Annotated in this window: 35 protein-coding genes and 2 pseudogenes; 24 read left to right on the forward strand and 13 right to left on the reverse strand. The window is 52.1% G+C overall.

What is annotated here, in order from left to right; genetic code table 11:
* The first annotated feature begins 3 nt into the window (after positions 1-3).
* From gsiA to gsiD, 4 genes are read left to right on the forward strand one after another with little or no spacing between them, the layout of a single operon-like run.
* The gene (gene gsiA, locus HMPREF1144_RS20215; protein ID WP_009653818.1) at positions 4-1,857 is read left to right on the forward strand and encodes a glutathione ABC transporter ATP-binding protein GsiA; all 1,854 of its coding nucleotides are present in this window, start codon (positions 4-6) and stop codon (positions 1,855-1,857) included.
* 37 nt (positions 1,858-1,894) lie between these two features.
* Entirely contained in the window at positions 1,895-3,433 is a 1,539-nt protein-coding gene (gsiB, locus tag HMPREF1144_RS20220; RefSeq protein ID WP_009653827.1) for a glutathione ABC transporter substrate-binding protein GsiB, read from the forward strand.
* A gap of 52 nt (positions 3,434-3,485) precedes the next feature.
* On the forward strand, positions 3,486-4,406 hold the full coding sequence (gene gsiC, locus HMPREF1144_RS20225) for a glutathione ABC transporter permease GsiC (protein ID WP_009653824.1): 921 nt from the start codon (positions 3,486-3,488) through the stop codon (positions 4,404-4,406).
* Between the two features lies 1 nt (position 4,407).
* Positions 4,408-5,319 (forward strand): glutathione ABC transporter permease GsiD, encoded by a 912-nt coding sequence (gene gsiD, locus HMPREF1144_RS20230; protein ID WP_009653837.1) that lies wholly within the window; start codon positions 4,408-4,410, stop codon positions 5,317-5,319.
* Between the two features lie 125 nt (positions 5,320-5,444).
* Here gsiD and rimO read toward each other — a convergent pair whose 3' ends face one another.
* A complete protein-coding gene (gene rimO / locus HMPREF1144_RS20235) occupies positions 5,445-6,770 on the reverse strand; it encodes a 30S ribosomal protein S12 methylthiotransferase RimO (RefSeq protein ID WP_009653812.1) in 1,326 nt (441 codons plus the stop codon).
* Positions 6,771-7,067: 297 nt separating this feature from the next.
* Here rimO and HMPREF1144_RS20240 point away from each other — a divergent pair, with 297 nt between their 5' ends.
* Entirely contained in the window at positions 7,068-7,547 is a 480-nt protein-coding gene (locus tag HMPREF1144_RS20240) for a hypothetical protein (RefSeq protein ID WP_161506334.1), read from the forward strand.
* A gap of 33 nt (positions 7,548-7,580) precedes the next feature.
* Here the strand turns inward: HMPREF1144_RS20240 and HMPREF1144_RS20245 are convergent, their stop codons facing one another.
* Positions 7,581-8,822 carry an oligosaccharide MFS transporter gene (locus HMPREF1144_RS20245; protein ID WP_032721756.1) on the reverse strand — a complete coding sequence of 414 codons (1,242 nt, stop codon included), beginning with the start codon at positions 8,820-8,822 and terminating at the stop codon, positions 7,581-7,583.
* A 378-nt stretch (positions 8,823-9,200) separates the two neighbouring features.
* Between HMPREF1144_RS20245 and bssR the strand changes: the two genes are divergently transcribed.
* Both bssR and HMPREF1144_RS20255 read left to right on the forward strand, forming a co-directional pair.
* Positions 9,201-9,584 carry a biofilm formation regulator BssR gene (bssR, locus tag HMPREF1144_RS20250; protein ID WP_004849210.1) on the forward strand — a complete coding sequence of 128 codons (384 nt, stop codon included), beginning with the start codon at positions 9,201-9,203 and terminating at the stop codon, positions 9,582-9,584.
* A 103-nt stretch (positions 9,585-9,687) separates the two neighbouring features.
* Positions 9,688-10,803 (forward strand): PQQ-dependent sugar dehydrogenase, encoded by a 1,116-nt coding sequence (locus tag HMPREF1144_RS20255; RefSeq protein WP_009653800.1) that lies wholly within the window; start codon positions 9,688-9,690, stop codon positions 10,801-10,803.
* Between the two features lie 2 nt (positions 10,804-10,805).
* Here the strand turns inward: HMPREF1144_RS20255 and HMPREF1144_RS20260 are convergent, their stop codons facing one another.
* The 11 genes from HMPREF1144_RS20260 to HMPREF1144_RS20305 form a co-directional block, all read right to left on the reverse strand.
* Complete coding sequence (locus HMPREF1144_RS20260) at positions 10,806-11,432, reverse strand: glutathione S-transferase family protein (protein WP_009653797.1); 627 nt, start codon at positions 11,430-11,432, stop codon at positions 10,806-10,808.
* A gap of 98 nt (positions 11,433-11,530) precedes the next feature.
* The gene (locus HMPREF1144_RS20265) at positions 11,531-12,817 is read right to left on the reverse strand and encodes a site-specific integrase (RefSeq protein ID WP_009653787.1); all 1,287 of its coding nucleotides are present in this window, start codon (positions 12,815-12,817) and stop codon (positions 11,531-11,533) included.
* Entirely contained in the window at positions 12,817-13,032 is a 216-nt protein-coding gene (gene xisR / locus HMPREF1144_RS20270) for an excisionase family protein (protein ID WP_004111685.1), read from the reverse strand. Before xisR ends, HMPREF1144_RS20265 begins: the two co-directional genes overlap by 1 nt.
* Positions 13,033-13,119: 87 nt before the next feature.
* Entirely contained in the window at positions 13,120-13,464 is a 345-nt protein-coding gene (locus tag HMPREF1144_RS20275; RefSeq protein ID WP_042928122.1) for a hypothetical protein, read from the reverse strand.
* Positions 13,461-13,817 (reverse strand): hypothetical protein, encoded by a 357-nt coding sequence (locus HMPREF1144_RS20280; RefSeq protein WP_009653808.1) that lies wholly within the window; start codon positions 13,815-13,817, stop codon positions 13,461-13,463. Before HMPREF1144_RS20280 ends, HMPREF1144_RS20275 begins: the two co-directional genes overlap by 4 nt.
* Positions 13,814-14,119: a hypothetical protein gene (locus HMPREF1144_RS20285; RefSeq protein WP_009653810.1), complete on the reverse strand. Its 306-nt coding sequence runs from the start codon at positions 14,117-14,119 to the stop codon at positions 13,814-13,816. The genes HMPREF1144_RS20280 and HMPREF1144_RS20285 overlap by 4 nt, the downstream gene beginning before the upstream one ends.
* Before the next feature lie 14 nt (positions 14,120-14,133).
* Positions 14,134-14,367, reverse strand: coding sequence for a hypothetical protein (locus HMPREF1144_RS33065; RefSeq protein ID WP_141749737.1), 234 nt, complete (start codon positions 14,365-14,367; stop codon positions 14,134-14,136).
* Between the two features lie 65 nt (positions 14,368-14,432).
* Positions 14,433-14,726, reverse strand: coding sequence for a host cell division inhibitory peptide Kil (locus HMPREF1144_RS20290; protein ID WP_009653813.1), 294 nt, complete (start codon positions 14,724-14,726; stop codon positions 14,433-14,435).
* Entirely contained in the window at positions 14,719-14,829 is a 111-nt protein-coding gene (locus HMPREF1144_RS33930; protein WP_032694892.1) for a hypothetical protein, read from the reverse strand. Before HMPREF1144_RS33930 ends, HMPREF1144_RS20290 begins: the two co-directional genes overlap by 8 nt.
* Positions 14,830-15,175: 346 nt before the next feature.
* On the reverse strand, positions 15,176-15,445 hold the full coding sequence (locus tag HMPREF1144_RS20300) for a hypothetical protein (protein WP_009653817.1): 270 nt from the start codon (positions 15,443-15,445) through the stop codon (positions 15,176-15,178).
* 207 nt (positions 15,446-15,652) lie between these two features.
* Positions 15,653-16,057, reverse strand: a complete 405-nt coding sequence (locus HMPREF1144_RS20305; protein WP_025108070.1) for a helix-turn-helix domain-containing protein — start codon at positions 16,055-16,057, stop codon at positions 15,653-15,655.
* Positions 16,058-16,136: 79 nt separating this feature from the next.
* On the opposite strand from HMPREF1144_RS20305, the gene HMPREF1144_RS20310 reads away from it, so the two are divergent.
* The 17 genes and pseudogenes from HMPREF1144_RS20310 (at position 16,137) to HMPREF1144_RS20375 (ending at position 24,595) form a co-directional block, all read left to right on the forward strand.
* Positions 16,137-16,364, forward strand: coding sequence for a Cro/CI family transcriptional regulator (locus tag HMPREF1144_RS20310; protein WP_009653783.1), 228 nt, complete (start codon positions 16,137-16,139; stop codon positions 16,362-16,364).
* Positions 16,348-16,773, forward strand: coding sequence for a toxin YdaT family protein (locus HMPREF1144_RS20315; protein WP_009653775.1), 426 nt, complete (start codon positions 16,348-16,350; stop codon positions 16,771-16,773). Before HMPREF1144_RS20310 ends, HMPREF1144_RS20315 begins: the two co-directional genes overlap by 17 nt.
* Positions 16,774-16,786: 13 nt before the next feature.
* Positions 16,787-17,041, forward strand: coding sequence for a hypothetical protein (locus HMPREF1144_RS31810; protein WP_071532297.1), 255 nt, complete (start codon positions 16,787-16,789; stop codon positions 17,039-17,041).
* Entirely contained in the window at positions 17,038-18,114 is a 1,077-nt protein-coding gene (locus HMPREF1144_RS20320) for a hypothetical protein (protein ID WP_009653780.1), read from the forward strand. The genes HMPREF1144_RS31810 and HMPREF1144_RS20320 overlap by 4 nt, the downstream gene beginning before the upstream one ends.
* Before the next feature lie 12 nt (positions 18,115-18,126).
* Positions 18,127-18,420 (forward strand): hypothetical protein, encoded by a 294-nt coding sequence (locus HMPREF1144_RS20325; protein ID WP_004111716.1) that lies wholly within the window; start codon positions 18,127-18,129, stop codon positions 18,418-18,420.
* Positions 18,417-18,629 carry a hypothetical protein gene (locus tag HMPREF1144_RS20330; protein WP_009653815.1) on the forward strand — a complete coding sequence of 71 codons (213 nt, stop codon included), beginning with the start codon at positions 18,417-18,419 and terminating at the stop codon, positions 18,627-18,629. The genes HMPREF1144_RS20325 and HMPREF1144_RS20330 overlap by 4 nt, the downstream gene beginning before the upstream one ends.
* Positions 18,622-19,407 (forward strand): ParB/RepB/Spo0J family partition protein, encoded by a 786-nt coding sequence (locus HMPREF1144_RS20335; RefSeq protein WP_009653801.1) that lies wholly within the window; start codon positions 18,622-18,624, stop codon positions 19,405-19,407. Before HMPREF1144_RS20330 ends, HMPREF1144_RS20335 begins: the two co-directional genes overlap by 8 nt.
* Positions 19,404-20,480 (forward strand): DGQHR domain-containing protein, encoded by a 1,077-nt coding sequence (locus HMPREF1144_RS20340; protein WP_009653826.1) that lies wholly within the window; start codon positions 19,404-19,406, stop codon positions 20,478-20,480. Before HMPREF1144_RS20335 ends, HMPREF1144_RS20340 begins: the two co-directional genes overlap by 4 nt.
* Positions 20,473-20,862 (forward strand): hypothetical protein, encoded by a 390-nt coding sequence (locus HMPREF1144_RS20345; protein ID WP_004111722.1) that lies wholly within the window; start codon positions 20,473-20,475, stop codon positions 20,860-20,862. The genes HMPREF1144_RS20340 and HMPREF1144_RS20345 overlap by 8 nt, the downstream gene beginning before the upstream one ends.
* Positions 20,855-21,046: a hypothetical protein gene (locus HMPREF1144_RS20350; protein WP_004111723.1), complete on the forward strand. Its 192-nt coding sequence runs from the start codon at positions 20,855-20,857 to the stop codon at positions 21,044-21,046. Before HMPREF1144_RS20345 ends, HMPREF1144_RS20350 begins: the two co-directional genes overlap by 8 nt.
* Before the next feature lie 437 nt (positions 21,047-21,483).
* Positions 21,484-21,777: a hypothetical protein gene (locus HMPREF1144_RS20355; protein WP_004111726.1), complete on the forward strand. Its 294-nt coding sequence runs from the start codon at positions 21,484-21,486 to the stop codon at positions 21,775-21,777.
* Positions 21,778-22,197: 420 nt separating this feature from the next.
* Positions 22,198-22,431: pseudogene (locus HMPREF1144_RS31815) on the forward strand (DinI family protein).
* 126 nt (positions 22,432-22,557) lie between these two features.
* On the forward strand, positions 22,558-22,740 hold the full coding sequence (locus HMPREF1144_RS20360; protein ID WP_004111729.1) for a hypothetical protein: 183 nt from the start codon (positions 22,558-22,560) through the stop codon (positions 22,738-22,740).
* Between the two features lie 166 nt (positions 22,741-22,906).
* Entirely contained in the window at positions 22,907-23,212 is a 306-nt protein-coding gene (locus tag HMPREF1144_RS20365) for a Ref family recombination enhancement nuclease (protein WP_004111731.1), read from the forward strand.
* Positions 23,209-23,850 (forward strand): annotated as a pseudogene (locus HMPREF1144_RS20370) (phage N-6-adenine-methyltransferase); the annotation flags it as partial. The gene HMPREF1144_RS20365 and the pseudogene HMPREF1144_RS20370, both read left to right, overlap by 4 nt.
* Entirely contained in the window at positions 23,850-23,990 is a 141-nt protein-coding gene (locus HMPREF1144_RS32725; protein WP_009653799.1) for a YlcG family protein, read from the forward strand. The pseudogene HMPREF1144_RS20370 and the gene HMPREF1144_RS32725, both read left to right, overlap by 1 nt.
* Positions 23,987-24,595, forward strand: a complete 609-nt coding sequence (locus tag HMPREF1144_RS20375) for a hypothetical protein (protein ID WP_017146261.1) — start codon at positions 23,987-23,989, stop codon at positions 24,593-24,595. The genes HMPREF1144_RS32725 and HMPREF1144_RS20375 overlap by 4 nt, the downstream gene beginning before the upstream one ends.
* Positions 24,596-25,159: the final 564 nt, after the last annotated feature.

Here is a 25,159-nt window from a genome sequence, read left to right on the forward strand (position 1 = left end):
GCGTTGCCGCATAGTCAAGAAATCGATGCCGATGATGTTCTGCAGGTGCGCGGCCTGAACGTCGTGTTCAATCAGCAGCAGCAGGCTTTTTCCGCCGTCCGCGACCTGTCGTTTACCCTGCGGCGCGGCGAGACGCTGGCGATTGTCGGCGAGTCCGGCTCCGGGAAGTCGGTGACGTCCCTGGCGCTGATGCGCCTGCTCGACCAGGCGGTCAGCGAAGTGCGCAGCGATGCGCTGCTGCTGCGTCGTCGCAGCCGGCAGGTGATTGAGCTGAGCGAACAGTCTGAAACCGAGATGCGTGGCGTGCGCGGCGCGGATATGGCGATGATCTTCCAGGAGCCGATGACGTCGCTGAATCCGGTCTTCACCATCGGTGAACAGATTGCCGAATCTATCCGCTTACACCAGGGGCTGAAGCATGATGAGGCCCTGCGCGAAGCGAAGAAAATGCTCGATCAGGTGCGCATTCCGGAAGCGGAAGCCATGCTCTCGCGCTATCCGCATCAGCTTTCCGGCGGGATGCGTCAGCGGGTGATGATCGCCATGGCGCTCTCCTGCCGACCGGCTGTGCTGATTGCCGATGAACCGACCACCGCGCTGGACGTGACTATCCAGGCGCAGATTTTACAGCTGATTGCCGTCCTGCAAAAAGAGATGGCGATGGGCGTTATCTTTATTACCCACGATATGGGCGTGGTCGCCGATATCGCCGACCGCGTGCTGGTGATGTATCGCGGCGAAGCGGTGGAAACCGGCAGCGTGGAGGAGATTTTCCGCGCCCCGAAGCACCCTTATACTCAGGCGCTGCTGGCCGCGGTACCGCGGCTGGGGGCAATGCGCGGCACTTCACTGCCGCGCCGCTTCCCGCTGTTAAACCAGAGCCCGTCGCCGGAGGGGCAGAATACCGTTGTGCCCGGGGAACCGATCCTGAAAGTTCGCGATCTGGTGGCGCGCTTCCCGCTGCGTAGCGGTATTCTCAACCGCATTACCCGCGAGGTGCATGCGGTCGAAAAGGTCAGCTTTGATTTATGGCCCGGCGAAACCCTGAGCCTGGTGGGAGAGTCCGGCTGCGGTAAATCAACGACCGGCCGGGCGCTGCTGCGGCTGGTGGAAACTCAGGGCGGCAGCATCACCTTCAACGGCCAGCGGATTGATACGCTGACGGGCAGTAAGCTTCAGGCGCTGCGCCGCGATATCCAGTTTATCTTTCAGGACCCCTACGCTTCCCTCGACCCACGGCAAACGGTGGGCTATTCGATTATGGAACCGCTGCGCGTGCATCGGCTGCTGGAGGGCGATGCCGCTCGTGAGCGGGTCAGCTGGCTGCTGGAACGCGTCGGGCTGGATCCGGAGCATGCGTGGCGCTATCCGCACGAGTTTTCCGGCGGCCAGCGGCAGCGCATCTGTATTGCCCGCGCGCTGGCGCTCAATCCGAAAGTGGTGATTGCCGATGAGTCGGTATCGGCGCTTGATGTGTCGATTCGCGCGCAAATTATCAATCTGATGCTCGATCTACAGCGTGAGATGGGTATCGCATTTCTGTTTATCTCCCATGACATGGCGGTGGTTGAGCGCATCAGCCACCGCGTGGCGGTGATGTATCGCGGGCGCATTGTCGAGATCGGCCCGCGCCGCGCCGTGTTTGAAAACCCGCAGCACCCCTATACCCGTAAACTGATGGCCGCCGTTCCGGTGGCCGATCCTGCGCATCGTCGTCCGCAGCGCGTGCTGCTCTCAGACGAGCTGCCGGGCAACATCTTTAAGCGCGGCGAAGAGGGGATCGGTACGCCGTTACAGCAGGTGGGACCGGGGCACTTTGTCGCCAGAGAGCCCGCCGCCGACGTGCTGGCGCGCTAACAACGACACCAATAATGCAGCATTTCAGGAGAACAACATGACTCAACGCGTTTCAGGCAAATGGCTGTTGGCGCTGGGCGTCGCTTCGGCGCTGACAGCGGCTCCGGCCTTTGCCGCAAAAGATGTGGTGGTGGCGGTCGGCTCTAACTTTACGACCCTCGACCCGTATGATGCTAACGACACGCTGTCGCAGGCCGTCGCGAAGTCCTTCTATCAGGGGCTGTTCGGCCTTGATAAAGAGATGAAATTGCAAAACGTGCTGGCGGAAAGCTATACCGTTTCCCCGGACGGCCTGGTGTATACCATTAAGCTGCATCCGGGGGTGAAGTTCCAGGACGGAACCGACTTCAATGCTGAAGCGGTTAAGGCGAACCTCGATCGCGCCAGCAATCCGGAAAATCATCTCAAGCGCTATAATCTGTATAAAAATATCGCCAGCACCGAGGCGGTTGACCCGACAACGGTGAAAATCACCCTCAAACAACCTTTCTCGGCGTTTATCAATATCCTGGCCCACCCGGCGACGGCGATGATTTCTCCGGCGGCGCTGAAGAAATATGGTAAAGAGATTGGTTTCCATCCGGTTGGCACCGGCCCGTACCAGCTCGACACCTGGAATCAGACCGACTTCGTTAAAGTGAAGAAGTTCGCCGGTTACTGGCAGCCGGGGCTGCCGAAGCTGGACTCCATCACCTGGCGTCCGGTCGTGGATAACAATACCCGCGCGGCGATGCTGCAGACCGGCGAAGCGCAGTTTGCGTTTCCGATCCCTTACGAGCAGGCGCCGCTGCTGGCGAAAAACAGCAAGCTGGAGCTGGTGGCCAGCCCGTCGATCATGCAGCGCTATATCAGCATGAACGTGACGCAGAAGCCGTTTGATAACCCGAAAGTGCGCGAGGCGATTAACTACGCCATTAACCGTCAGGCGCTGGTAAAAGTCGCCTTTGCGGGCTATGCCACCCCGGCGACCGGCGTGGTGCCGCCGTCAATTGCCTACGCTGAAAGCTACAGTGCCTGGCCGTACGATCCGGCGAAGGCTCGCGAGCTGCTGAAAGAGGCGGGCTATCCGAATGGATTTAGCACCACGCTGTGGTCGTCGCACAACCACAGTACGGCGCAGAAAGTGCTGCAGTTTACCCAGCAGCAGCTGGCGCAGGTGGGCATTAAGGCGCAGCTGACGGCGATGGATGCGGGCCAGCGCGCGGCGGAAGTGGAAGGTAAGGGGCAGAAAGAGAGCGGCGTACGCATGTTCTATACCGGCTGGTCGGCGTCGACCGGAGAAGCGGACTGGGCGCTGTCGCCGCTGTTCGCGTCGCAGAACTGGCCGCCGACCCTGTTCAATACGGCTTTCTATAGCAATCCCCAGGTGGATAAAGACCTCAACGACGCGCTGAAAACCACCGATGCGCAGGAAAAAACGCGGCTGTATAAAGACGCGCAGGATACTATCTGGAAAGAGTCGCCGTGGGTGCCGCTGGTGGTCGAGAAACTGGTCTCGGCGCACAGTAAAAATCTGACCGGATTCTATATCCAGCCGGATACCGGATTTAGCTTTGAACAGGCGGATCTTAAGTAGATAGCTGTGGGTCCCCTGGCGCAGGCTGCGGGGACTTCGCGCAAGGAGAAGCATGCTCAATTATGTGATTAAACGCCTGCTGGGGCTGATCCCCACGCTGCTGATTGTGGCGGTGCTGGTGTTTCTGTTCGTGCATATGCTGCCCGGGGACCCGGCGCGGCTGATTGCCGGGCCGGAAGCCGATGCTCAGGTGGTGGGAATGGTGCGCCAGCAGCTGGGGCTCGATCGGCCGCTGCACGTGCAGTTCTGGCACTATATCAGCAATATTGTGCAGGGGGATTTCGGTACCTCGATGGCCTCGCGTCGCCCGGTAAGCAGCGAAATCGCCAGCCGTTTCATGCCCACGTTCTGGTTAACGCTCGCCAGCATGAGCTGGGCGGTGATCTTCGGTATGGCGGCGGGGATCGTGGCGGCAGTCTGGCGCAACCGCTGGCCGGATCGCCTGGGAATGGCGCTGGCGGTAACCGGCATCTCGTTCCCGGCGTTCGCGCTCGGCATGCTGCTGATGCAGGTCTTTTCCGTTGAGCTGGGCTGGCTGCCGACGGTGGGTGCGGACAGCTGGCGCCACTATATTCTGCCTTCGCTGACCCTGGGCGCGGCGGTGGCGGCGGTAATGGCGCGCTTTACCCGCGCCTCGTTCGTCGATGTCCTGCATGAAGATTACATGCGTACCGCGCGGGCGAAAGGCGTCAGCGAAACGCTGGTGGTGCTCAAGCACGGCCTGCGTAACGCGATGATTCCTGTCGTCACCATGATGGGCCTGCAGTTCGGCTTTTTGCTCGGCGGTTCAATCGTGGTGGAGAAGGTCTTTAACTGGCCAGGCCTCGGGCGTCTGCTGGTGGACTCGGTGGAGATGCGCGACTATCCGGTGATTCAGGCGGAGGTCCTCCTGTTTTCGCTGGAGTTTATTCTTATTAATTTAGTGGTGGACGTGCTGTATGCCGCCATTAATCCGGCTATCAGGTACAAGTAAGGTGCGATTGCTCAACTGGAGAAGACAAGCGGCTATCAACGCGATGCCGGGGATTAAACCCGGGCAGATACGTACCCCGTGGCACGAGTTCTGGCGGCGGTTTCGCGGTCAGCCGGTGGCGATGGGGGCGGGGGTATTTGTTCTGCTGCTGATTGCGGTGGCGATAGTGGCGCCGTGGATTGCGCCGTTCGACGCGGAAAACTATTTTGATTACGACCGGCTCAACGACGGCCCGTCAATGATGCACTGGTTTGGCGTTGATTCGCTGGGGCGGGATATCTTTAGTCGGGTGCTGGTCGGCGCGCAGATCTCGCTGGCCGCCGGGGTACTGGCGGTATTCATCGGCGCGGCCATCGGCACCGTACTTGGGCTACTGGCCGGGTATTACGAAGGCTGGTGGGATCGCATCATTATGCGTATCTGCGACGTGCTGTTCGCTTTCCCGGGGATTTTGCTGGCAATTGCGGTCGTGGCGGTAATGGGGAGCGGGATGTCGAACGTCATCATCGCGGTGGCGATCTTTTCGATCCCGGCTTTTGCGCGTCTGGTGCGCGGCAATACCCTGGTGCTTAAGCAGCAGACCTTTATTGAGTCGGCGCGCAGCATCGGCGCCAGCGACGCTACTATCCTGTTTAATCATATTTTGCCCGGAACGGTATCATCGATAGTGGTCTACTTTACGATGCGTATCGGGGTGTCGATTATCTCCGCTGCCAGCCTGTCATTTCTGGGGCTTGGCGCGCAGCCGCCGACGCCGGAGTGGGGGGCGATGCTGAACGAGGCGCGGGCGGATATGGTGATGGCGCCGCACGTGGCGCTGTTCCCGGCAATCGCGATTTTTCTGACGGTACTGGCGTTTAACCTGCTGGGTGACGGCCTGCGCGATGCGCTGGATCCGAGGATAAAAGGGTAGCGTTCGAGGATTGTGCAGCCCGGACAGGTGTCCGGGAAAGCACACCGCACGTTAATCCTGTGCGGTTTTGTCGCCCGGATAAGGCGCGCGAGCGCCGTCATCCGGGATAGGTTAAGCGGGCGGAATTAAACCCGGCTGCCCCACAGATCGTATTCGTCGGCGTGTTCGACTTTCACCCGCACAACGTCGCCCGGTTTGACTTTACTCTCACCGTTCAGGTAGACCGCGCCGTCGATTTCCGGCGCATCGGCCATGCTGCGGCCAATTGCCCCTTCTTCATCCACTTCGTCGATCAGCACCATAATTTCACGACCGACTTTCTCCTGCAGGCGCTCGGCGGAGATCTGCTGCTGCAGCTGCATAAAGCGGTTCCAGCGCTCTTCTTTCACCTCTTCCGGCACCTGATCCGCCAGTTCGTTGGCGGTCGCGCCTTCAACCGGGCTGTATTTGAAGCAGCCGACGCGGTCGAGGCGAGCTTCTTTCAGGAAGTCGAGCAGCATCTGGAAATCGTCTTCCGTTTCACCCGGGAAGCCGACGATAAAGGTCGAGCGCAGGGTGAGTTCCGGGCAGACTTCGCGCCACTGCTTGATGCGCGCCAGCTGACGGTCGGCGGAGCCCGGACGCTTCATCATCTTGAGAATACGCGGGCTGGCGTGCTGCAGCGGAATATCGAGGTAGGGCAGAATTTTGCCTTCCGCCATCAGCGGGATCACATCATCGACGTGCGGGTATGGATAGACGTAGTGCAGGCGCACCCAGATACCGAGCTTCGCCAGCTCTTCGCACAGGCTAACCATACTGGTTTTGACCGGCATACCGTTGTGGAAACCGCTGCGATGTTTGACATCAACGCCGTAGGCGGAGGTGTCCTGAGAGATCACCAGCAGCTCTTTGACGCCGGCGTCGGCCAGGCGTTTGGCTTCCGCCAGCACTTCGCCAATCGGACGGCTGACCAGATCGCCGCGCATTGACGGGATAATGCAGAAGGTGCAGCGATGGTTGCAGCCTTCGGAAATTTTTAAGTAAGCGTAATGGCGCGGCGTCAGCTTCACGCCCTGTTCCGGCACCAGGCTGAGGAACGGGTTATGTTTAGGCTTCGGCGCGTAGTGGTGGACGTGTTCCAGCACCTGTTCATAGCTGTGCGGGCCGGTAATTTCCAGCACCTTCGGATGCACTTCGCGGATCTGATCTTCTTTTGCGCCCAGGCAGCCGGTGACGATCACTTTGCCGTTTTCTTTCAACGCTTCGCCAATCGCTTCCAGCGACTCCTGCACGGCGCTATCGATAAAGCCGCAGGTGTTAACGATAACCATATCAGCGTTATCGTAGGAGGGAACCACGTCATATCCTTCGGTACGCAGTTCAGTCAGGATACGTTCTGAGTCCACGAGGTTTTTCGGGCAGCCCAGAGAGACAAAGCCGATCTTCGGCTGAGGGGTGACATTGCTCATAGCTTAAAAAGTGTTCAATTATTGGGATGGTCAGGGCAGGGATTCTACAGAGATCGGCGGAAAGTTTATACTCCTTTTCTTGTTAGCCTGGCGATGTCCGTGTTTCTTTTTATCGGGATGATTATCCAGATTGTTAATCAAAATAAGGGAGTTATTCACCTTTTATCTCTGCAACCCGGGGAAGTCGGTTTAGATCTGGTTTAACCTGAAGCGGTAAAATAGCCGCTGCTTTCAGTCTTTATTTTTATCAGGTTTCCCATGTTTAAAAAGTTGGGTGGTTTCGTCTGCGCGCTGTCCATGATTGGCGCGACGCCCGTTTATGCCAACGAGATGGCGTTATATTCGGTCAATACCGGTTCCTTTGTTTATCACATGACCGGCAATCACGGTCAATATAACGAAAAATTCAATAACCAATTTTTTTCCGTTGAGCGCAAGCTGTCAGCGGATTCAAAGTACAGCCTGTTGGCCGGCACCATGAAGAATAGCTTTGCCGACCGCTGCCTCTCGTTAGGGGCAAGAAGAGACTGGTACGCGGGGGCAAGCGGCTGGACGTTCAAGGGCGTCTATGCCTATACCGGCGAGTTTTTCTTTAAAGCCTTTCGCGATTGCGGGGATTCAGGCACCTATCGAACGGCGAAGAAAATCACCGGCGTCGGTTTCTCTCCCTATATTTATCATGGCCTGCAGTACAATTTTACCGATTATTTCGGCGTGGAAACGGGCATTATCGTCCCGGCCATATTTGTGATGAGCGTGCAGTGGAGCTTCCGCTAATTCGCCCGAAAGAGGCTTCCGGGCGAATTTTGATTAATGGCTTTGCGCAACGCCAGCGCCTGGCGCAGCCCCCGGCGCGGTCGGTTCTCTATTATCGCGAAGCGTAAATACCGAGATCAGCGTAAACAGCCCGGCGATGCCACCCAGAATATAATAGGTATGCGCGAAGCCGATGGTGTCGTACAAATACCCGGCCAGCGGCGAGTAAATCGCGGTGGCGATGGAGGCGACGAACAGCACCAGTAGGTAGACCGTCGAGGAGAGCTTGTTGTCGAAGTTGGCGGCGATAAATTTAAACACCGACACCAGAATCAGCGGTTTTTCCAGCGCATGCATCATTTTGACCGCGCCGATCCACACCGGGCCCAGCGGAATCGCGGAGCCGACGATACGCACCGACATGATCAGTCCGGCGATGATCAGCGCCCATTTCGCGCCGGTGCGGTTCACGAACCACGGCATCAGGCATAAAAACAGCGTCTCGCCGCATACCTGAATGGAGGCCAAAATGCCGTACCAGCGATTGCCTTCTTCCTGCGTCGGGAACTGCAGGGAAAAGTACTGGGCAAACTGCTGATCGTAGGTGTCGTAGATTTGCGTGACGAACAGGGTAAAGACCAGCAGCATCCAGAACTGGCCGTTCTTTGCCAGCTCCAGGGCATGCGAAACTTTCAGCGCGCTGGTTTTCTGCATTTCCGCTTCGGTCAGCTCGATTTTGGTCAGCATAAAACAGAGCGCGGCTATTACAATGGCGATACTCGCCAGCCAGAAGGCGAGGTTCGGATTGCTGTCGATATACTTGCCGACGATCCACGCGGCGGCGGCCCAGCCTAACGATCCCCACATTCTCACCCGGCCATATTCGAACTGGTAGCGCCGCGAAATTTTATCAATATACGAATCAATCACCCCGCAGCCGGAGTTAAAAATTATTCCCAGGTATACCCCGCCAAGCAGCGCACCCAGCCAGAAGCTGTGCACCAGCAGCGGCGCGTACAAATAAATAAAGAACGGGCCTACCGGTAGCAGCATGGCGACCAGGATCCAGATCAGCCGCTTTTTCAGGCCGAACTTATCGGAAATAAAGCCGAAGAAGGGCTGCATCAGCAGGGCAATAAAGGCGTTGACCGAGTAGAGCAGGCCGGTTTTCGTTGCGCTAATCCCGAGGTGCTGAGTCGTCCAGATCACAAAGAACGCCATGGTCGAGGACCAGGCGAAGAGATAGAGGAAATCGAAAAGACTCAACAAGATATAGTTTCTTTTGCCGGGCGTCATCATTTCAGTTCCTTCAAGCGATAGAGATAAAGGTTACAAACAGGATCGATATGCCTGCCGTTCTTATTAAATGTTATACGTAATACATTTTATTTGGTGATATGACACCTGGCGGCATTTTCTGGCAACGTGAATTGCGCTAATTTGTGATCATTACTGCAATAAATGATTTTATATCCCAGAGTTGGAATTTTTACTTTTATGAGAACGTATAACATTATGGCTTTCAGGAGATGATGTCGCAGGTGGGAATTTTAAGCTTCGTTGTAACATTGTAAAGGATGTTAATGACCTGAGAATTATTGATCTGCCTCATCGTTTTGTACAAAAAATGACCATATTATGATTGTGGTAAAGGACGAGAGAGGAGGAACCGCGATGAGCGTTGACAGACTATATCGTAACCTGATGAATAAGCTGATTAATGCCAACATTGATCTCGATGCTTATTTACAGCTGCGTAAAGCAAAAGGCTATATGTCAGTCAGCGAAAACGACCATCTACGGGATAACTTGTTTGAACTGTGCCATGAAATGCGTCAACACGCGCCGCGCCTGCAGCACGTCGTTGCGCCGGAGGAAAAGGATGCCCTGCGGCTGGCGGGCGAAGCCGTCGCTTCCGCGGCGGTGTGCCTGCTGAGCGGACATCATGATTGCCCGTCCTACATCGCTGTCGACGTAGATAAGCTGGAAAGCTGCCTGGCGGTATTGCGGCTAAATATTCATAAATTGAATGATTCTAAGCCCATTACTCATGCCTGAGATCGGGGGGAGCCTGCTCCCCCCGATTAATGTTATGTAAAAATCCCTTCCCGTTTTCCCACGCTGGCTACCCTTATCGCATTGCTGACAAAAGGAGTATGCCATGCGCCAGACCATTACCCTGATGATAGCCCTTACCGCACTGTTGCTGCCTGCGGCTGCCCTTGCCGCCCGGGAGCGCGTAGAGGTACTGCAGAACCAGCTTGAACACCCGTGGGCGCTGGCCTTTCTTCCGGACGATCGGGGCATTCTGATGACCCTGCGCGGCGGCGAGCTCCGGCTGTGGCAGCGGGATAAAGGCCTCGCGCCTGCGATTTCGGGCGTACCGCAGGTCTGGGCCAACGGGCAGGGGGGGCTGCTTGACGTGGCGCTGGCCCCGGATTTCGCCCAGTCGCGCCGGGTCTGGCTAAGCTACGCCGAAGGCGGGAGTGACGACAAGGCCGGGACCGCCGTAGGCTACGGCCGATTGAGCGAGGATCTCCAGCGTCTGGAAAACTTCCAGGTGGTTTTCCGCCAGCAGCCGAAGCTCTCAACCGGCAACCATTTTGGCGGGCGGCTGGTGTTCGACGGCCGCGGTTATTTGTTTATCGGTCTCGGGGAGAATAACCAGCGTTCGACCGCTCAGGATCTTGATAAGCTGCAGGGAAAAGTGGTGCGGCTAACGGCTGATGGCAAGGTCCCGGATGATAATCCTTTTGTCGGCCAGGCTGGCGTCAGGCCGGAAATCTGGTCTTACGGTATTCGCAACCCCCAGGGGATGGCGATGAACCCGTGGAGCGATACGCTGTGGTTAAATGAACACGGCCCGCGCGGCGGGGATGAGATCAACCTGGTGCAAAAAGGGAAAAACTACGGCTGGCCGCTGGCGACGCACGGCATTAACTATAGCGGGCTGCCGATCCCGGAGGCCAAAGGCAAAACGCTGGAGGGAACCGAAGCGCCGCTGTTTGTCTGGGCGAAGTCGCCAGCGGTAAGCGGTATGGCGTTTTACAACGCGCCGACCTTCCCGCAGTGGCAGCACAGGCTATTTATCGGCGCGCTGAAGGATACGTCGCTGATTGTCCTCAAGGTTGACGGCAATAAGGTGACGGAACAGGAGCGGATTCTGGGCGATCGCGGTAAACGTATCCGCGATGTGCGCGTTGGACCCGATGGCTATCTGTATGTCTTAACCGACGAATCCAACGGTGAGCTGCTGAAGGTGAGCCCGGCGAGCTAATATCAGGTGACCGGGATCATCACCACGTTGCGCCAGGCCTGGCGCTGGTTAATCTGCTGATACCAGCGCTGCAGGTGCGGGCGCGGGCGCCAGGTTTTGACGGTCTCCAGCAAGTTATAAATGAACGGCGCGACGGCGATGTCGCCGAGGCCGAAGGCGTCGCCTGATAGCCACTGATGGCGCGACAGTTCGTCATCGAGAATGGCGAACAGGGTCTCGCAGGTGGCAATACCGGCTTCAATCGCGGCGGGGTCGCGTTTTTCCGGCGGGGTTCTCACCAGCCCCATTAAAATCGGCCGATGGGCCGGGGAGAGCGAACCGTTGGCCCAGTCCATCCATTTCTCTCCCTGAGCGCGTTCGGCGGGCGACTCTACCCACAGGCGATCCTGACCATACTGCGCGGCCAGATAGCGGATAATGGTGTTGGATTCCCAGAGCACGATATTGGTCGTCTCATCTTTCAATAGCGGTACCAGCCCATTGGGATTCATGGCCAGATAGGCCGGATCGTGATTCAAACCGAACTCCAGGCCTGCCAGAATTTGCTGATACGGGAGGTCGAGTTCTTCCAGCACCCAGCGCACTTTCTTCACATTGGTCGAGTTATTTCTGCCCCACAGCGTAATCATATCCGCTCCTGCTTTTTATTTCGCCGCCGTTGCGGCGTGGTGAGCATTCATGTTGGAATAAAGTTAATATTCCGGCAAGTGATTTTATTCTGCTGAAATTAAACGCTTTTTATACCCACTACCTTGCGTTTGGGGCACCCTTGGGACAGAGCGTTAGAAAAACTACTATTCAGCATTTCCACCTGGTTACGGTCCATCTCTCCGATCCACTTCGAGTAAATCTCATAAACCATCTTCGCGTTCTCGTGACCCATCTGTCCGGCGATAAACGACGGGTTAGCACCGGCCGTTAATAGCCAGCATGCGAACGTGTGGCGCGACTGGTAAGGGCGTCTGCTCCTGATTCCCGCCTTCTTTAATCCCGCCTCCCAACTATACCCCAGAGACTGAGAGCCGTAATACTTCGTTTCCCCGCGCCAGTTTTTAGGCGGGATAAACACGAACCGTAATTTTTGTTGTTCCGTTAACCCATGTTCGCGGTGATGGAAAGTGATTTCGGTTTTGCTTAATGCGCCTGTTAGCTTAAATTGCTCACGTAAGGCGTTCAGCGCAGGCTCAAGCAGGGTTACAGTTCTGATCCCCGCTTCGGTTTTGGGTGGCACAAACAGCCCCTCATTCGTCTGGTTACGTCTGACGTGAAGCTCACCCTTATCAAGGTCCACATCCTCCCAGGCTAAAGCTGTAAGCTCTCCATGCCGAAGGCCGGTAAAGATAGCTGTAGTCCAGAGCAAAGCATACCGAGGGGATAACGCTTTTATAAAACCTTCGTACTCGCTCTGGAGAAGCGGATCCGGGTCTCTCCTGGAGCGCTTAAGCATCTTTATACCTTCGTGAGGGGTATGCTCGATAAAGCCGCTCAGATTCGCCAGCTTGAGCAATGCAGTCAGATTGTTCATCAGGCCGTTGACCGTGGATACAGCGCGACCTTTTCTTTTAAGCCAGGGCGCGTGATCGCTAAAGGTGTTACCAGTTAATAGCGCGTTCCTGTAATTCAACAGGTCGGTATGCTGAATATCCGCAATATGCGTATTACTTCCGACGATAGCGCAAAGTGTTGCTATGCGTGATTTTGCACCTCTGTATGATGCAGCTGAGACCTCAAGCTTTTTGGCATTAAGATAAACTTTGCACAATTCACCGAAGGTTTTAATTTTTTGCGTCGTAGTGAATTTTTTAAGCGCCTTTGATTCAGGGAAGTGCTCTGCATAGTCAAATTTACCTTGCTGAATCTCACTCATGATTAAAGCACGGAGATTGCCAGCTTTTTTTATATTGCTATTTGATACAGTCCAGCCTCGCAAAACTTCGCGGCAACGTATGCCGCGATATAGAAAGCTAATTCTTATTCCTTTCCCATGCAGCTCTACGCCAGCAGGCATATTCATTATGTTTCCCCGACAAGCCTATTAATCCTGGTGTAGTTGTAGAGAAGCGTTACCCTTCCTTCTGAAGCTTTTGGATCTGGTGGGTGCTTCTTATAATGAATGCCCTCGATCCATCTCCCCTCCCGGTAAGATTTAATTTGCCGGGGAGTCATATACATCTTCGCTACAATTCCCTTTTCCATCACCCATTCATCTTCTTGAGTAATATCGGCCATAAATAACCTCATGGCCGGGAAACTATAATCAGTTCCCCGGTTTAATGTTGATTATTGGAAATCAGTTCAGTTGTGTTTTTGTTTAATTCAGTCGTTCCATGCTTCCAGTTCGTTTTCGATCTCCTCGTCTATTTCGTCGTTGGTAGCTTCTTCGTCCAGGTAGTCACGTGCCTCTTTAAGGTACTTTTCCCGGTGCTCCCGATACCAGGCTGAAAATTCTGGCGACCATCCGTTTGGCTCACCGTCATAGTCAACCTTAGCGTTACGTTCAGCCATGCTCTCGACCATGCTGTAAGCTGTGGTAAGCGCCGCTTCGCGGATGTATCCATTGAGGTCACTCTTGCGCCAGAACGGATTCACCTTAGAATCGCAGATAGGTTTAAACTCCACTTCCCACCGTCTGATGCAGCGTGCGTTTAGTGATTTGCTCATACCACCACCTTGTGTGCTTCCGCATCGAACTTACGTCCCTGATACCAACCGCGACGCAGCCAGCGACGGATGGTACGCATAGCCTTTGCATCACCACGCACGGGCTCAGGGAAACCACCGTATTTCACTGTTTTAGGTCCACGCTTGCGCTCTGATTGCATCATTCCGCACTCAATGATGTGATCGCGGTAGAAAGCCAGCCACTGCTTGCGATTACAGACAGGGCAAGGAATGTCACCACCATTCGTCAGCATGCCATCTTCGTATGCGTCGCAATCCCACAGATAACCATCGCAGCAAAGGCTATCCGGGTAATGCGCACCAAATTCATAACCTTGATATCCGCAGCTCATTTGTCATCCTCCAGTACCAGTTCTGTGTCGTCAGGAACCTGAATCGTGAGCTCAACGCTATAGCCGCGTTCGTGCTGGGTGAAAGATGTGGACCATGCTGGAAGTGGCGTTTCTTCTTTAACCTGGCCCACGCCAATAGCCCAGCAGCCTTCGTCTGTATAGCAGGCAATAACGAGCATCTCACCTTCAGCGGATTTGAGGTGATAAACGCCTGGATTACTGTATATGCAGATTTCTTCCCTGATAGCGCCTTCGCATTCAAAAAGGTCATCACTGGCACCGTAAAATTTAAGTTCTATCATATTTAGTCCTCCGGTTATTTATTCCACGCTGCTGGTCGTAATTGAAAGCTTGCTGGTCTTGAAGGTAGTGTTTTGCGAACTAAAGACTGTGTTGCCTTTAATTGGTCTTTCTTTATTTCCCTTTCGTTACAGGTAGGGCAGTAATATGCCACTTTGCGATAAGCGCCTCGGCCAGAGGGGCGAAACTGCAACTCTTCGCGTGCAAAGGAGCCGCCGCAGCTGTAGCAGTTGAGTTTTTCGGTTTCCATATTTATTCCTGTATTAAGGTGTGTGGATACCTGCCATTTAAGGCATTAATTCATTTGTTCGATAATTAAAATGAAACTTCGGTATTTACTTTATATTGCCCTGTAAGCAAGTCAGCATCGACGGAAATTAAATCCCCGTACAGGTCGTAATTTAAAATTACATCACGAAATTGAAGTCCGGAAAGTGAATCCGTGCGACCACAAAACATATGGTCTTCTTCATGCTTTGCTGCTTCATGAATATATTTTATTGACGCCATGGCATCAGACCACATGCCACTGTTACCAATAAATTGCGCAATAGCGAGTTTGCTTTGAGCTGCTTTAACCATCGGGTTGCTTTGCAGAAAATTAGCCATTAAACACCCCCGTAACATGCAGAATTTTGATAATGGTCGCTGACCAGGCAACAAGGCAGATGGTCAGAACAATAACCAGTGAACGAATGCCATTTCTGCTCATACTCCACCCCAGCACTGAACGCTTACCGATGCGACCACAACCAAAAACGGAACAACCTTCAACCAGAACCGGCGCCATGCTGGCTTGTCTTCGTCTCGGATCATCTCCTTTCCCTCATGCGTATTGAGTACCTAACAGACCTTGCAATGCAGTGCCGGGTGCCTCCCGGTGATACCAGCCAGTTAACAACTGGTAACGACAGCTTCTTTTCCACCCCACTCTTTTTAGAAACGAGTGATACCGCTTTAACTGTGCCGCGTGCGCATAGCCGCATTCACTGCATTGCAAGGCCTGTTGTTTGTGCCTGTCTTTTAACCATTTCAGGCTCAACGGAATCCGTGAATTTTTATTGCGACTTAAGCTTGTAACGCAGAGCAATAGCTTCTTGGCGGGCGTCGCCTTCAATCTTTTGCAGTAGCTTTTCCAGATTACGCAGAGCAGTGTCGTAACTGTCCAACTGGTCATCCATAACGATGCCGCAGGGTTTCATTGCCTCGCGCATATCATCCAGTGATGAACGGATTTCATTAACGCTATGGAAAATGTTTACGGATCGCTCGATAACTATGTTGGCATTTGAGTAGCTAACGGCCAGTTTCAAAGTCTCTTCAGACATGAGCATTACCTTATTTTGTTGACCCTTATCGCCGGGTAGCGGAACGTTTTCTTCTTGCCAGTCACTGCGCGGTGATTGGTTTGGATGGGATAAACTTAGAATAACTTAAGTTTTCAATCAAGATTTATTTTGTAGAAAAACTTAAATTTGAGGGTGTGAGAAAGTAACCCATTGATTAAAATGGATTACTTAAAATTTGGAATGAGGTTACTTTTTCGAGGCGCGCTTTCTGACTTTTAGTAATTCTTCGAATCGTTGGTTGTTCATCTCTACGCGTGCTCGCAACTCATTGAGAAATCCTTCTCGATCAGAATCAGGAAGGGCATCAAAAAGCCCGAGCAGTTCTTGCTGTTCCTCCGATAACTCTTTTTCCTGGTGCGGAATAGGCTCACCTGGAATCTGGTCATCATCACCATAAAGTAACCACGTTGGATTGCATTGCAGACCACTGCTCAAAGCAAACAGCCTCTTACCAGCTGGCTGGGTTTCATCCCTTTCCCACTGGGAGATTGTGACGTGCGAAACCTTGACCAGCTTAGCAAGAGCGGACTGAGAGAGTTTTAACTGTTTTCGCCTTTCAAGAAGGCGCGAGCCAAAGGTTTTATTTTCCATCATTAGAGAATTCTAAATTTTCTTGACTTAAGTTTCTCTACGATCAAATATCCTTAGGAAAACCTAAGGAGATGAGCCTGTGTTTAAACAAGATGCAATCAATTACTTCGGCAGCAAGTCGAAATTAGCCAAAGCTGCGGGCGTAGCCCCCGCGTCAGTTTCCGTTTGGGGTGAACTCGTTCCTGAAAAAAATGCGATGAGACTGCAACTAGCTTCTGAGGGAGTCCTGCAATACGACCCTGAAGTTTACGATCAACATGCTAAAGCAAAACGTTCTGGTGAGGTGAATCATGAAAATCAGGCATGAACGCATTCGCGAGGCCATGAATGCCTGGGCGCTTTATCCTGGTGGCCGTAAAACGCCTGTATCGGCTATTGTCGACGCGTATTTCTCCATGGGCATGACTAAGCCAGAGTTGTATGACGAAAGCCACCCTGACGCACTGAGCCGCAATATCCAGAAGATTTACCGCTGGGTTGAAAGTGATTCACCTGCATCAATCGAAAAAATCGCGCAGCTTCTCCCGGCAATTGAACGGGCTATGCCGCCGTTACTGCTGGCGCGGGTGCGTAGTTATTACTCCGCAACTTTCCGGGAACTGCTTCACCGCAAACAGCGTGTCGACGACGAAATGGAAGCGCTGTTCGGCGCAATGATTGCTATCTCTGACCGGATTGCTGATGGCGGCCCCTCCGGTAACACGCTGATTCACTAAGCGAGGTTCAACCATGCGTAACCAGTCTGCTGCTGAATTGATTGCTCGCCTGAAACGAGCGTATCCGGCGTATGAGCCGTCTGAAGGAGATTGTGCAGGCACTGGCATTCCTAAGGCCGGTTCTCGCTTCCAGCACAGACACAAAGGCCACATGGTGACGGTACTCACAGCGACAGAGAAAGATGTTTCCTACCGCAAAGCCTGCGGGGCTGTTGGCTGGGTGGGGTTGAGAGAGTTTTTACGGCTACACAATGAGGTTTCGGAATGAACAATCAGGTGTTTGAAATTGTTCAGGCCATGTCGGGGCAGGGGAACTGCATAACGATCCCCGGACCGTATCTGGATTTCTTTGCAGGAGACAGGCAACAGTATTTGCTGGCGGCCATTCTCAATCAACTGGTGTTCTGGTCTGGCAAGTCGAGTCTGGAAAATGGCTGGTTTTACAAAGAGCACGCAGCGCTTGCCAAAGAGATTCGCGCCAAAGATGGCGACGTGGTCAGAAAAGCAATGTTCAAGATTACAGAGCAGTACCTGGCGGGGGTTATTGAGGAAGAGTTACGGCAGGTAAGCGGCACTCCGAAGAAGCATTATCGGGTCGATCAGGAGGCGCTAATCGCCAAAATATTCCCGCAAGGGGGAAATTCAAATAACCCATTGAAAAATATGGATACGGCCCAAGAGCCGAATGGAAACGGCTTAAGAGCCGAATCGAAGCAAGTGATTGAAAGTGATGGAAACGGCTCTCAAGCCGAATGCATTCGTCCCAAGAGCCGAATGGAAACGGCCCAAGAGCCGAATCCTGGAAACGGCTCTCAAGCCGAATCCTATCTCTATACAGATCTTAAAAACAGATCACTACATACAGATCATAAAAACCACGCGGGAGAGATTCTTCCTGTGGATAACTTTGCAGAGTCAGGACGTGAACCGGTCATCCCGGAAGCAAACATTCCTGACGCTACCGAAGACAGTAACCTGGCTACCGATAACGACTTCGATCTCGCGATGTGGTTCTGGTCGACCATCATCGAGATGTACGAACGCGCCGCAGAATTTGACGGCTGCCTGGCAAAGCCGAAGGAACCAAATTTTGTTCGCTGGGCACAGGCAGTTCGTCAACTGCGCCAGGAGCACGGCTGCAGCCACGACCAAATCCGCACCATGATTGAGCGTATTCAGCGCGACCAGTGGTGGTGCGGAAAGGTTCAGGACATGCCGACGCTACATCGTAAATGGCCTGAGTTGGTGCTGAAGTTGTGCCCGGTAAATCTCGCAACCGGCGGCAACCTCGGTTTTAGTGGCAAGGTTCAGGCAGATATTCCTAAGGGTTTCAGGGGATAAGGAGTTTTTTCAATGAAAACAACCAAATCCAAGAAAACACAATACAGCGGTGAAATCACGATGATCGAATTTCTAAAAGCCAATCCTGATTTGACCACAAGAGAAATCGCAGTTGCACTGGGGCGCGGTATGTCATCTGTCGGTAATCAGCTTCGCCAGTTACACGGAACGGGTCAGATTACCCAAAGCGGCATGCGGAATGGCGCAGCAATGTGGATCTTCAACGATATGCCGTTTGGCTGCGCGAACCGGCTTCGGGCGATGTTTGAAAGCCTTCTGAGGGAGTGTCGCGGGGTCGCTCAATGAAATTACAGAAATGCCCTGATTGCGGCGCGTTACCTGAGTACCACTGGAAAGATTATACGTTTGGCTCATGTTCAGGCGCCCTGAAATGCCCCTTTGACCATTACCGAGTCCAGCAAAGCTACTGGGCTGGTGGAAAGAACAAAGCCAGGCATGCTCTGGAACAAAAATGGGCTGAGGCGGTTAATAAAAACGAGGTTAAAAATGGCTAAGAATTCAATCGACGCATACGGTGCCAGCGGCAAGACAAACGTTCTGATGTTTGAGCCGGAAAATCTGCATATTGTCACTGACAAGGCTCATCCGCTTTACGATGAACGTATTTACTTACCTCTCAGTGAAGCCATGGTGCTGAACATCATAGACCAGGGGGTTCTTGAGCCGATTATTGTCTGGAAAGACCCGGAAACGGGGCTGTCCTGCGTGGTTGATGGCCGTCAGCGTGTCCGCCATACCCTGGAAGCTAACGGGCGTCTGGAAAAAGAGGGAAAAACCCCACTGCTGGTTCCGGCAGTCACTAAACGCGGTTCAGCTGTACGCATGGCTCAGGCGATGGTCAGCGCAAACGAAATCCGTCAGGCCGATACACCGCTGGGCAGAGCCAAAAAGATGGCTGATGCGCTGGAGCGTGGGCATGACGAGGAAGACCTCGCGCTGATGTTCGGCGTCAGCGTCCCCACTGTACGCGCTACGCTATCCCTTCTGGATGCCACTCAGGCAGTCAAAGACGCGGTAGAGTCCGGCACAGTAACAGTTACCCAGGCGCGTCAACTGGCATCACTAAAACCCGAAGAACAGCGGGAAAAGGTAGCCGAAATCGAAGCGGCGACCGCTGGCACTACTGGTCATGAAAAAGCGCGTCGTCAGCGCCAGGTTCTCGGCGATAAGAAACCGCGCCTTAAAACTCGCAAAGAAATCACAAAAGCCCTTGAAGGTGCCTGCGGTGAATACGCGGCGGCACTACGCTGGGTACTGGGAGAAGCATTATGAGTATCGTTGGAGATTATTTCTTTGAATTCCCGGCATCACGTGGCGTTCAGGGCGGAGCTATTGTTCTTATGATGACAGTACCAGCGCGAACCCTAGCACGCGTCCTCGCCAGTGATAATTACGGGGATACTTTAGAGCGTTCTCAACGCGAAATTAACCCAGCACGGGCCAAGAAATTCTATGAATATCTGGTGAATGCTCATGAAAATAAAGACCCCTTCATTATCCCGCCACTTGTGGGAAACTGTAATTCAGATATTGAGTTTCAGGAGTTCGGCAATACCAACGTTGGTGTTGTTCGCTTTCCTATGGATGCAGAAATCAAACTTTTTGACGGCCAGCATCGAGCTGCGGGAATCGCCGAGTTTTGCCGTACCGTTGGCGAACCGATCCACGTACCATTAATGCTGACCCATAAGCTTTCGCTGAAAACACGACAGCAGTTCTTCTCCGACATTAACAATAATGTTTCCAAACCATCTGCGGCTATCAATATGGCCTATAACGGGCGTGATAAGAACGCGCAGGAAATGGTTAGTTTTATCAGTTTACACAGCGTGTTTTCTGAAATCACCGATTTTGAGCATAACGTCGTTCCCGCGAAAAGCGATAAGTGGGTAAGCTTCAAGGCTCTTAGTGATGCCACGGCAAAATTTTCAGGTTCCTGCTCACAAGATGATCTTGAAGGGTTATGGAATGCGTGGCTTATGTTGACAGGTTTAGATGATATTCGCCGCGGTACGAATCAGGCCGAATACAAACGCGAGTATATCCAGTTCCATGCAGTGATGATTAATGCCTTCGGTTACGCAGTGCAGCGGCTGAGCGAAGGCCGGGGAGTTCGCGGGGTCACGCTGATGATTGAGGATCTTGTTATGAATACCGGCATTGCCGAGCGTGAAGACTTTTTCCTTATTTCATCATGGGACGGAATTTGCGCCAGCTGTGAGAAAGCTAGGCCAACGGTCATTGCGAATGTATCTGCTCAAAAGGCGGCTGCATCACGTCTGATGGATGCCATCGTTAATAAAAACTTGTCCGTTAGTAGCGGTAAGGAGGCCAGCCATGACTGATATCACCAGACTTACCCAGGAGATGAAAGCGGCGGCAGAAAAAGCAAAACATGCAGGGGAAGCGCCGGTCATGCCATTTGATACTTGGATCTCCATGCTCAACAAATACCAGATTACGGTATGCCCAGATAATATTCTCGCTTTGGTAGCGGCGCTGGAGCTTAAGGAAGAGCAGCGAGCAAACTGGTTCCACATGGCGCAGAAGTTGGGGGATAACTTGGATGCGGCTGAAAAGCGCGTCGCTGAGCTGGAGCGCGAACCGGCAGCACGCATGGTCGTAACCCCTACTATCTGGAAGCATTATACTGCCGCCCAAACTGCGATTATTTACGAGAAAGCCATGACAGATGCAGGCATTAAGTGGAGAAGTATTGATGATTGATGAACGCTTAACGCATGAAGAGTTAGAATCACTATACTTGGCGATGAAATCACACTTCGAGGTTATGGCTGAATCCGCTTCAGAGGCTGAGGTTATTGAATGCAGCCAGATAGTAAGAGCATTGTGTGAGTTACAGGAACGCCGCACCGCAATGCTCGCAGTCGCTCCACAGGAGGTGAAATGATGGACTCTTTACTGGAAGACACCTGCAAGCGTGTCATTGAGCTGGAAGGTCTGCTGCTGGTGGTCGTTGTATAAACCCGCTGTTGCGGTTTTTTTCTTTCTGTTAGCACGCTTCGGCAACTTTGTGCCGCCACCGTTCGTTGAGGTACTGGTGATGGGCAATTTTCCTGAGTTATGTCAGAAAAGGGACGCAGCCGCATGCTGTATTAAAAAGCTGAGATTGCAACTGTATCTGAAATTGTTGAATTAAATTCATGTGGTGCGCTTATTAATATGTGCTTTAGTTTAAATGATTTGGAAACTTCTCAATTTGAAAATAGTTGAATCTTTACTCCATTAAAGCTGCTATTGTCTCCTGTAAAATGGAACCATCAAGTACCGGAGCCTTCTGTTACTTGATTTTTAAGTCTTTTACTTAGGGATGACTGAGGATTTATCATGGCAAATGATTCACGAGGAAATGAGGTGGTTTTCAACCGCGCATATCTAAACTTGTGCTCTAAGAATAAGAATTTAAGTACATTGGTTATAGCCAGAGAGTTTAAGGATGATAATATTGTTGGATGTTTTTCTTTTGGCCTTAAAAAACTAATCGATATTGAGTCAAAGTGTTTGTTTTTGCGCTATAAGTACCCATGGCCAGATTTTGAAATTGAACTGGTTAAAAATAAAGGCGGTGATTACGAGTTCATGCTTTTTCATAATGATTTTCTTAAAGGTAGTGAGGTTTAAGTTAGTTATAACGATTTTTTTAATCAAATCGGATTTAATTTAATTGTTTATGTTAGACATTTTTTACCTTGAGCTTGTCTAAGGATAACATTCGAAGAGTGTCGCACGCTTGCCCGACTACTTTAATCGAACAGTTTTGATGTCACTGCTCGATTAAATTTGGCCATTACGTAATCATATAAGGTCTCGTCAATATGACTTGTTTTACCACTCATGAGTTGGGCGATTTTTGTTTACTGTGACCTAAGACTCTGTCTCTCTTTAGAGAACATGACTAAAAAACCCCATAGATTCAACCCGCTACGGTGGGTTTTGTTTTCCCATGACTGATAAAAATTAACGTTTTGTGCTCTTAAGATATTGCTCATTCAGTGAGTTAGGTGTACTGTGTATTTATACAGTGTTTGGGTGGGTGATACTATGAGAATCGAAGTAACCATCGACAAGACTAAAAAACTGCCAGAAGGGGCCATTCCCGCACTTGAAGTTTAATTGCTGCGCCGTCTTCATCAAAACTATGAAGGCTGCAAACTAAATATAAGGCGCTCAAGTACTGACGGGTTGACCGTTCTGGGTGGTGCTGACGGCGATAAAAAGCGCATAGAGCAAATCCTGCAGGAAACGTGGGAAAGTGCCGACGACTGGTTTTATTGAGCGGTAAGTAAGTGGCGGCTATGCCGCCATTGTTAACTTTTTACGCCATCTTTAGCGCGGTTATTTTTAGTGCAGTAACTCGTTGGCCGTGTTCGTTGCAGGTGGAGTGTTTCCAATGAGGTATTTATGGAAATACCGGATGATTTATTTCCAGGGTTTAAAGAGCATGCCGGGCCTGTCCTTGTTTATGTAAAAAACGGCGTGGTCGAAAGAGGCTTCCCGCTCCGTAAGGATGAGTTTGTCACCTCGCTCAGATCCCTTGATGAGGCTCGTAAAAAGGCTGGGCTTCCCCCTGTAAGTCAGGATTAAAATTAGTTATATTAATCACGGGCCTGAACAACCCTTCTTGCTAGTCACTGTGCCACGGAGAGAAACCGATGGCGCAGAAGCTACATACTCAAAAGTTGTACCTCTTTATACCGGCTATCACCAACGCTGGTGTTTCCGTTTGTCTGTCGCGCCAAGGCGGTGCGATATGAGCAAATCCAAAACAAAAGCTGAAAAGCTTCATCTTAGCCGCGTAGCCGCTCTTGGCTGCATAGTTTGCCGCAACCTTGATTACGGTGAATCACCCGCTGAAATACATCACTGCAGCTCTGGCACTGGCTTATCTGTCCGCGCTGATAACTTCCATGTCATTCCTCTTTGCCACGCCCATCATCGCACTGGTGGTTACGGCGTTGCTATTCATGCCGGCCGTAAATCATGGGAAGAGAAATTCGGTACTGAAAGCGAGTTGTTGGCGCAGGTTCTGCAGGAATTAGGGGAGACCATCGCATGACTAATCCTTACTGCGAATCTCTCACAGCCCTTCGCAACGCACCATCACATTATTTAAAAGAGGTTGGTGACCAGTGGCGAACGCCGGATCCGCTTTTCTGGGGTATCAACGCGATGTTTGGTCCGTTGATGCTGGACCTGTTCGCTGATGACAGCAATGCAAAATGTCCTGTCTGGTACACCGCAGAAGATAACGCGCTGACACAGGACTGGTCGGAAATGCTGGACTCAATTGGTGGTGCTGCATTTAGCAACCCGCCATACAGCCGCTCTCAATATCATGAAAAGCAAGCCATCACCGGCATGACTCACATCATGAACTACGCAACTGCGCAACGAGAGAAGGGCGGCCGCTATGTTTTCCTGGTGAAATCCGCAACGAGCGAAACCTGGTGGCCAGAAGATGCGGATCATGTCTGCTTTATCCGTGGGCGAATTGGTTTCGATCTGCCCGTCTGGTTTAAACCTGCTGACGATAAACAAAGGCCAACAAGCGCGTTTTTTGCTGGTGCCATAGCTGTATTTGATAAGACCTGGCGAGGCGAGAAATTCAGCTACATCAACCGCACCGAACTGGAAGCGAAAGGCCACGCGTTTATGGCGCTGGCGCAGTTTGCCATTGATAAGAAGGTGACCGCATGAGCCGTGACGCAATCGAGCGGATCCGCTACCGCTGGAAAAAGCTTCGCCTTTGCCGTCATCGCGGCACTGTATTAGTTGACTACCGCATCCTCAAAAACTTTATTCGCACCTGTCAGATCCGGGGAGAGACAGCATGACTCCAATGCAACGCCGTAGACATAATGCGGCCCTTAATGAGGTTGCCCTGGCTACGCATAAGCGCTATCTGGGGCGAGCAAAACTCTTGACCGGCATCCAGTCAGGCTGGATTAAATCATTGCTTACCGTATGGGGCGATACCATGCGCGGTGAAGCCGCGCCACGATTGCCAAGAAGCCATGAATGCTGGCGAGTTATTAGAGGAGATCGCTGGTCTGATAAATCTCTTGAGCGCTTTACTGCGGCAATTAAGCAGGCGAGGGAGGAGGGTTATCGCGGTCAGCATGCGTTAAATAGAGCACACGCAATTTTATGGCCGAAACCCACTACCAGCATAATAGATACTGCTATAAGAGATGATGATGCGGATTTCGTTGAGGAATGTGTGTTAAAGGCATTCGACACAACGGATCCGGTTTATATCGTAGGGGTGAGCTTTTACACCACTCGTAAAAAAGTCGCGGATATTGCCCGCGAGCTGGAACGAGCAGCTCCATGGCTTACGTTCAAGATGGCAAAGGATCGGGTTAACTGGTGCTTACAGGTATTTCAGGCGAAAACTTTCCTGTCTGCAAGGCAAAGCCTGAAAGCTGAATCTGAATGATTTTTTAGCAATTAGTGCTTATTTTGTTATTGGTAGTTGATTTCAGGTCTAAAAATTAGATAATCCGTTCATGCTTGGCAGAGCTGCGCCACTCGGCAGCGACAAAAAGCGACAATTTGAATATAACGAGAACCCCGCATTGCGGGGTTTTTGCTTTCCGGCGATACGACAGGGGTATTCGCGAGATGCATTGCATCAGTACCCCTGTCACATCGTCGTAGAGCATTGAAACGAGTTTCGTCAGATGTTAAATTTTTGGTGTGGTGAATCCCCCTATGCGGAGGGGCATTGCCAGTCTGATATTTTTTTTTGCGCATTGCGAGTCGTCTGTGGACTGGCGGCGACTTACCGGGAGGCACCCGGCACCACACCTAATAAAAAATGATGATAGCTGTAAGGCCCACTTCGGTGGGCTTTTTCTTTGGGCAAAAAAAAGCCCGCATGGTTTCATGCAGGCAAGGCAGTTACATTTAGATTTTGTCCCGGTATATGTTTTTTTGTCCGGAAGTCGAAAGATACTGTCTCGAATACATTTTGTAAATAACGGATTCAAACCACAAGGCC

The sequence above is a fragment of the Klebsiella sp. OBRC7 genome, from assembly GCF_000293135.1.
In the GTDB taxonomy this organism is placed as follows: domain Bacteria; phylum Pseudomonadota; class Gammaproteobacteria; order Enterobacterales; family Enterobacteriaceae; genus Klebsiella; species Klebsiella michiganensis.

Bases quoted from the DNA above. Each gene is read 5' to 3' on its own strand.
- gsiB (WP_009653827.1), top strand. From the start codon at position 1,895: ATGACTCAACGCGTTTCAGGCAAATGGCTGTTGGCGCTGGGCGTCGCT.
- gsiC (WP_009653824.1), top strand. From the start codon at position 3,486: ATGCTCAATTATGTGATTAAACGCCTGCTGGGGCTGATCCCCACGCTG.
- rimO (WP_009653812.1), bottom strand. From the start codon at position 6,770: ATGAGCAATGTCACCCCTCAGCCGAAGATCGGCTTTGTCTCTCTGGGC.
- HMPREF1144_RS20240 (WP_161506334.1), top strand. From the start codon at position 7,068: ATGATTGGCGCGACGCCCGTTTATGCCAACGAGATGGCGTTATATTCG.
- HMPREF1144_RS20245 (WP_032721756.1), bottom strand. From the start codon at position 8,822: ATGACGCCCGGCAAAAGAAACTATATCTTGTTGAGTCTTTTCGATTTC.
- bssR (WP_004849210.1), top strand. From the start codon at position 9,201: ATGAGCGTTGACAGACTATATCGTAACCTGATGAATAAGCTGATTAAT.
- HMPREF1144_RS20255 (WP_009653800.1), top strand. From the start codon at position 9,688: ATGCGCCAGACCATTACCCTGATGATAGCCCTTACCGCACTGTTGCTG.
- HMPREF1144_RS20260 (WP_009653797.1), bottom strand. From the start codon at position 11,432: ATGATTACGCTGTGGGGCAGAAATAACTCGACCAATGTGAAGAAAGTG.
- HMPREF1144_RS20265 (WP_009653787.1), bottom strand. From the start codon at position 12,817: ATGAATATGCCTGCTGGCGTAGAGCTGCATGGGAAAGGAATAAGAATT.
- xisR (WP_004111685.1), bottom strand. From the start codon at position 13,032: ATGGCCGATATTACTCAAGAAGATGAATGGGTGATGGAAAAGGGAATT.
- HMPREF1144_RS20275 (WP_042928122.1), bottom strand. From the start codon at position 13,464: ATGAGCAAATCACTAAACGCACGCTGCATCAGACGGTGGGAAGTGGAG.
- HMPREF1144_RS20280 (WP_009653808.1), bottom strand. From the start codon at position 13,817: ATGAGCTGCGGATATCAAGGTTATGAATTTGGTGCGCATTACCCGGAT.
- HMPREF1144_RS20285 (WP_009653810.1), bottom strand. From the start codon at position 14,119: ATGATAGAACTTAAATTTTACGGTGCCAGTGATGACCTTTTTGAATGC.
- HMPREF1144_RS33065 (WP_141749737.1), bottom strand. From the start codon at position 14,367: ATGGAAACCGAAAAACTCAACTGCTACAGCTGCGGCGGCTCCTTTGCA.
- HMPREF1144_RS20290 (WP_009653813.1), bottom strand. From the start codon at position 14,726: ATGGCTAATTTTCTGCAAAGCAACCCGATGGTTAAAGCAGCTCAAAGC.
- HMPREF1144_RS33930 (WP_032694892.1), bottom strand. From the start codon at position 14,829: ATGAGCAGAAATGGCATTCGTTCACTGGTTATTGTTCTGACCATCTGC.
- HMPREF1144_RS20300 (WP_009653817.1), bottom strand. From the start codon at position 15,445: ATGTCTGAAGAGACTTTGAAACTGGCCGTTAGCTACTCAAATGCCAAC.
- HMPREF1144_RS20305 (WP_025108070.1), bottom strand. From the start codon at position 16,057: ATGGAAAATAAAACCTTTGGCTCGCGCCTTCTTGAAAGGCGAAAACAG.
- HMPREF1144_RS20315 (WP_009653775.1), top strand. From the start codon at position 16,348: ATGAAAATCAGGCATGAACGCATTCGCGAGGCCATGAATGCCTGGGCG.
- HMPREF1144_RS31810 (WP_071532297.1), top strand. From the start codon at position 16,787: ATGCGTAACCAGTCTGCTGCTGAATTGATTGCTCGCCTGAAACGAGCG.
- HMPREF1144_RS20320 (WP_009653780.1), top strand. From the start codon at position 17,038: ATGAACAATCAGGTGTTTGAAATTGTTCAGGCCATGTCGGGGCAGGGG.
- HMPREF1144_RS20325 (WP_004111716.1), top strand. From the start codon at position 18,127: ATGAAAACAACCAAATCCAAGAAAACACAATACAGCGGTGAAATCACG.
- HMPREF1144_RS20330 (WP_009653815.1), top strand. From the start codon at position 18,417: ATGAAATTACAGAAATGCCCTGATTGCGGCGCGTTACCTGAGTACCAC.
- HMPREF1144_RS20335 (WP_009653801.1), top strand. From the start codon at position 18,622: ATGGCTAAGAATTCAATCGACGCATACGGTGCCAGCGGCAAGACAAAC.
- HMPREF1144_RS20340 (WP_009653826.1), top strand. From the start codon at position 19,404: ATGAGTATCGTTGGAGATTATTTCTTTGAATTCCCGGCATCACGTGGC.
- HMPREF1144_RS20345 (WP_004111722.1), top strand. From the start codon at position 20,473: ATGACTGATATCACCAGACTTACCCAGGAGATGAAAGCGGCGGCAGAA.
- HMPREF1144_RS20350 (WP_004111723.1), top strand. From the start codon at position 20,855: ATGATTGATGAACGCTTAACGCATGAAGAGTTAGAATCACTATACTTG.
- HMPREF1144_RS20355 (WP_004111726.1), top strand. From the start codon at position 21,484: ATGGCAAATGATTCACGAGGAAATGAGGTGGTTTTCAACCGCGCATAT.
- HMPREF1144_RS20360 (WP_004111729.1), top strand. From the start codon at position 22,558: ATGGAAATACCGGATGATTTATTTCCAGGGTTTAAAGAGCATGCCGGG.
- HMPREF1144_RS20365 (WP_004111731.1), top strand. From the start codon at position 22,907: ATGAGCAAATCCAAAACAAAAGCTGAAAAGCTTCATCTTAGCCGCGTA.
- HMPREF1144_RS32725 (WP_009653799.1), top strand. From the start codon at position 23,850: ATGAGCCGTGACGCAATCGAGCGGATCCGCTACCGCTGGAAAAAGCTT.
- HMPREF1144_RS20375 (WP_017146261.1), top strand. From the start codon at position 23,987: ATGACTCCAATGCAACGCCGTAGACATAATGCGGCCCTTAATGAGGTT.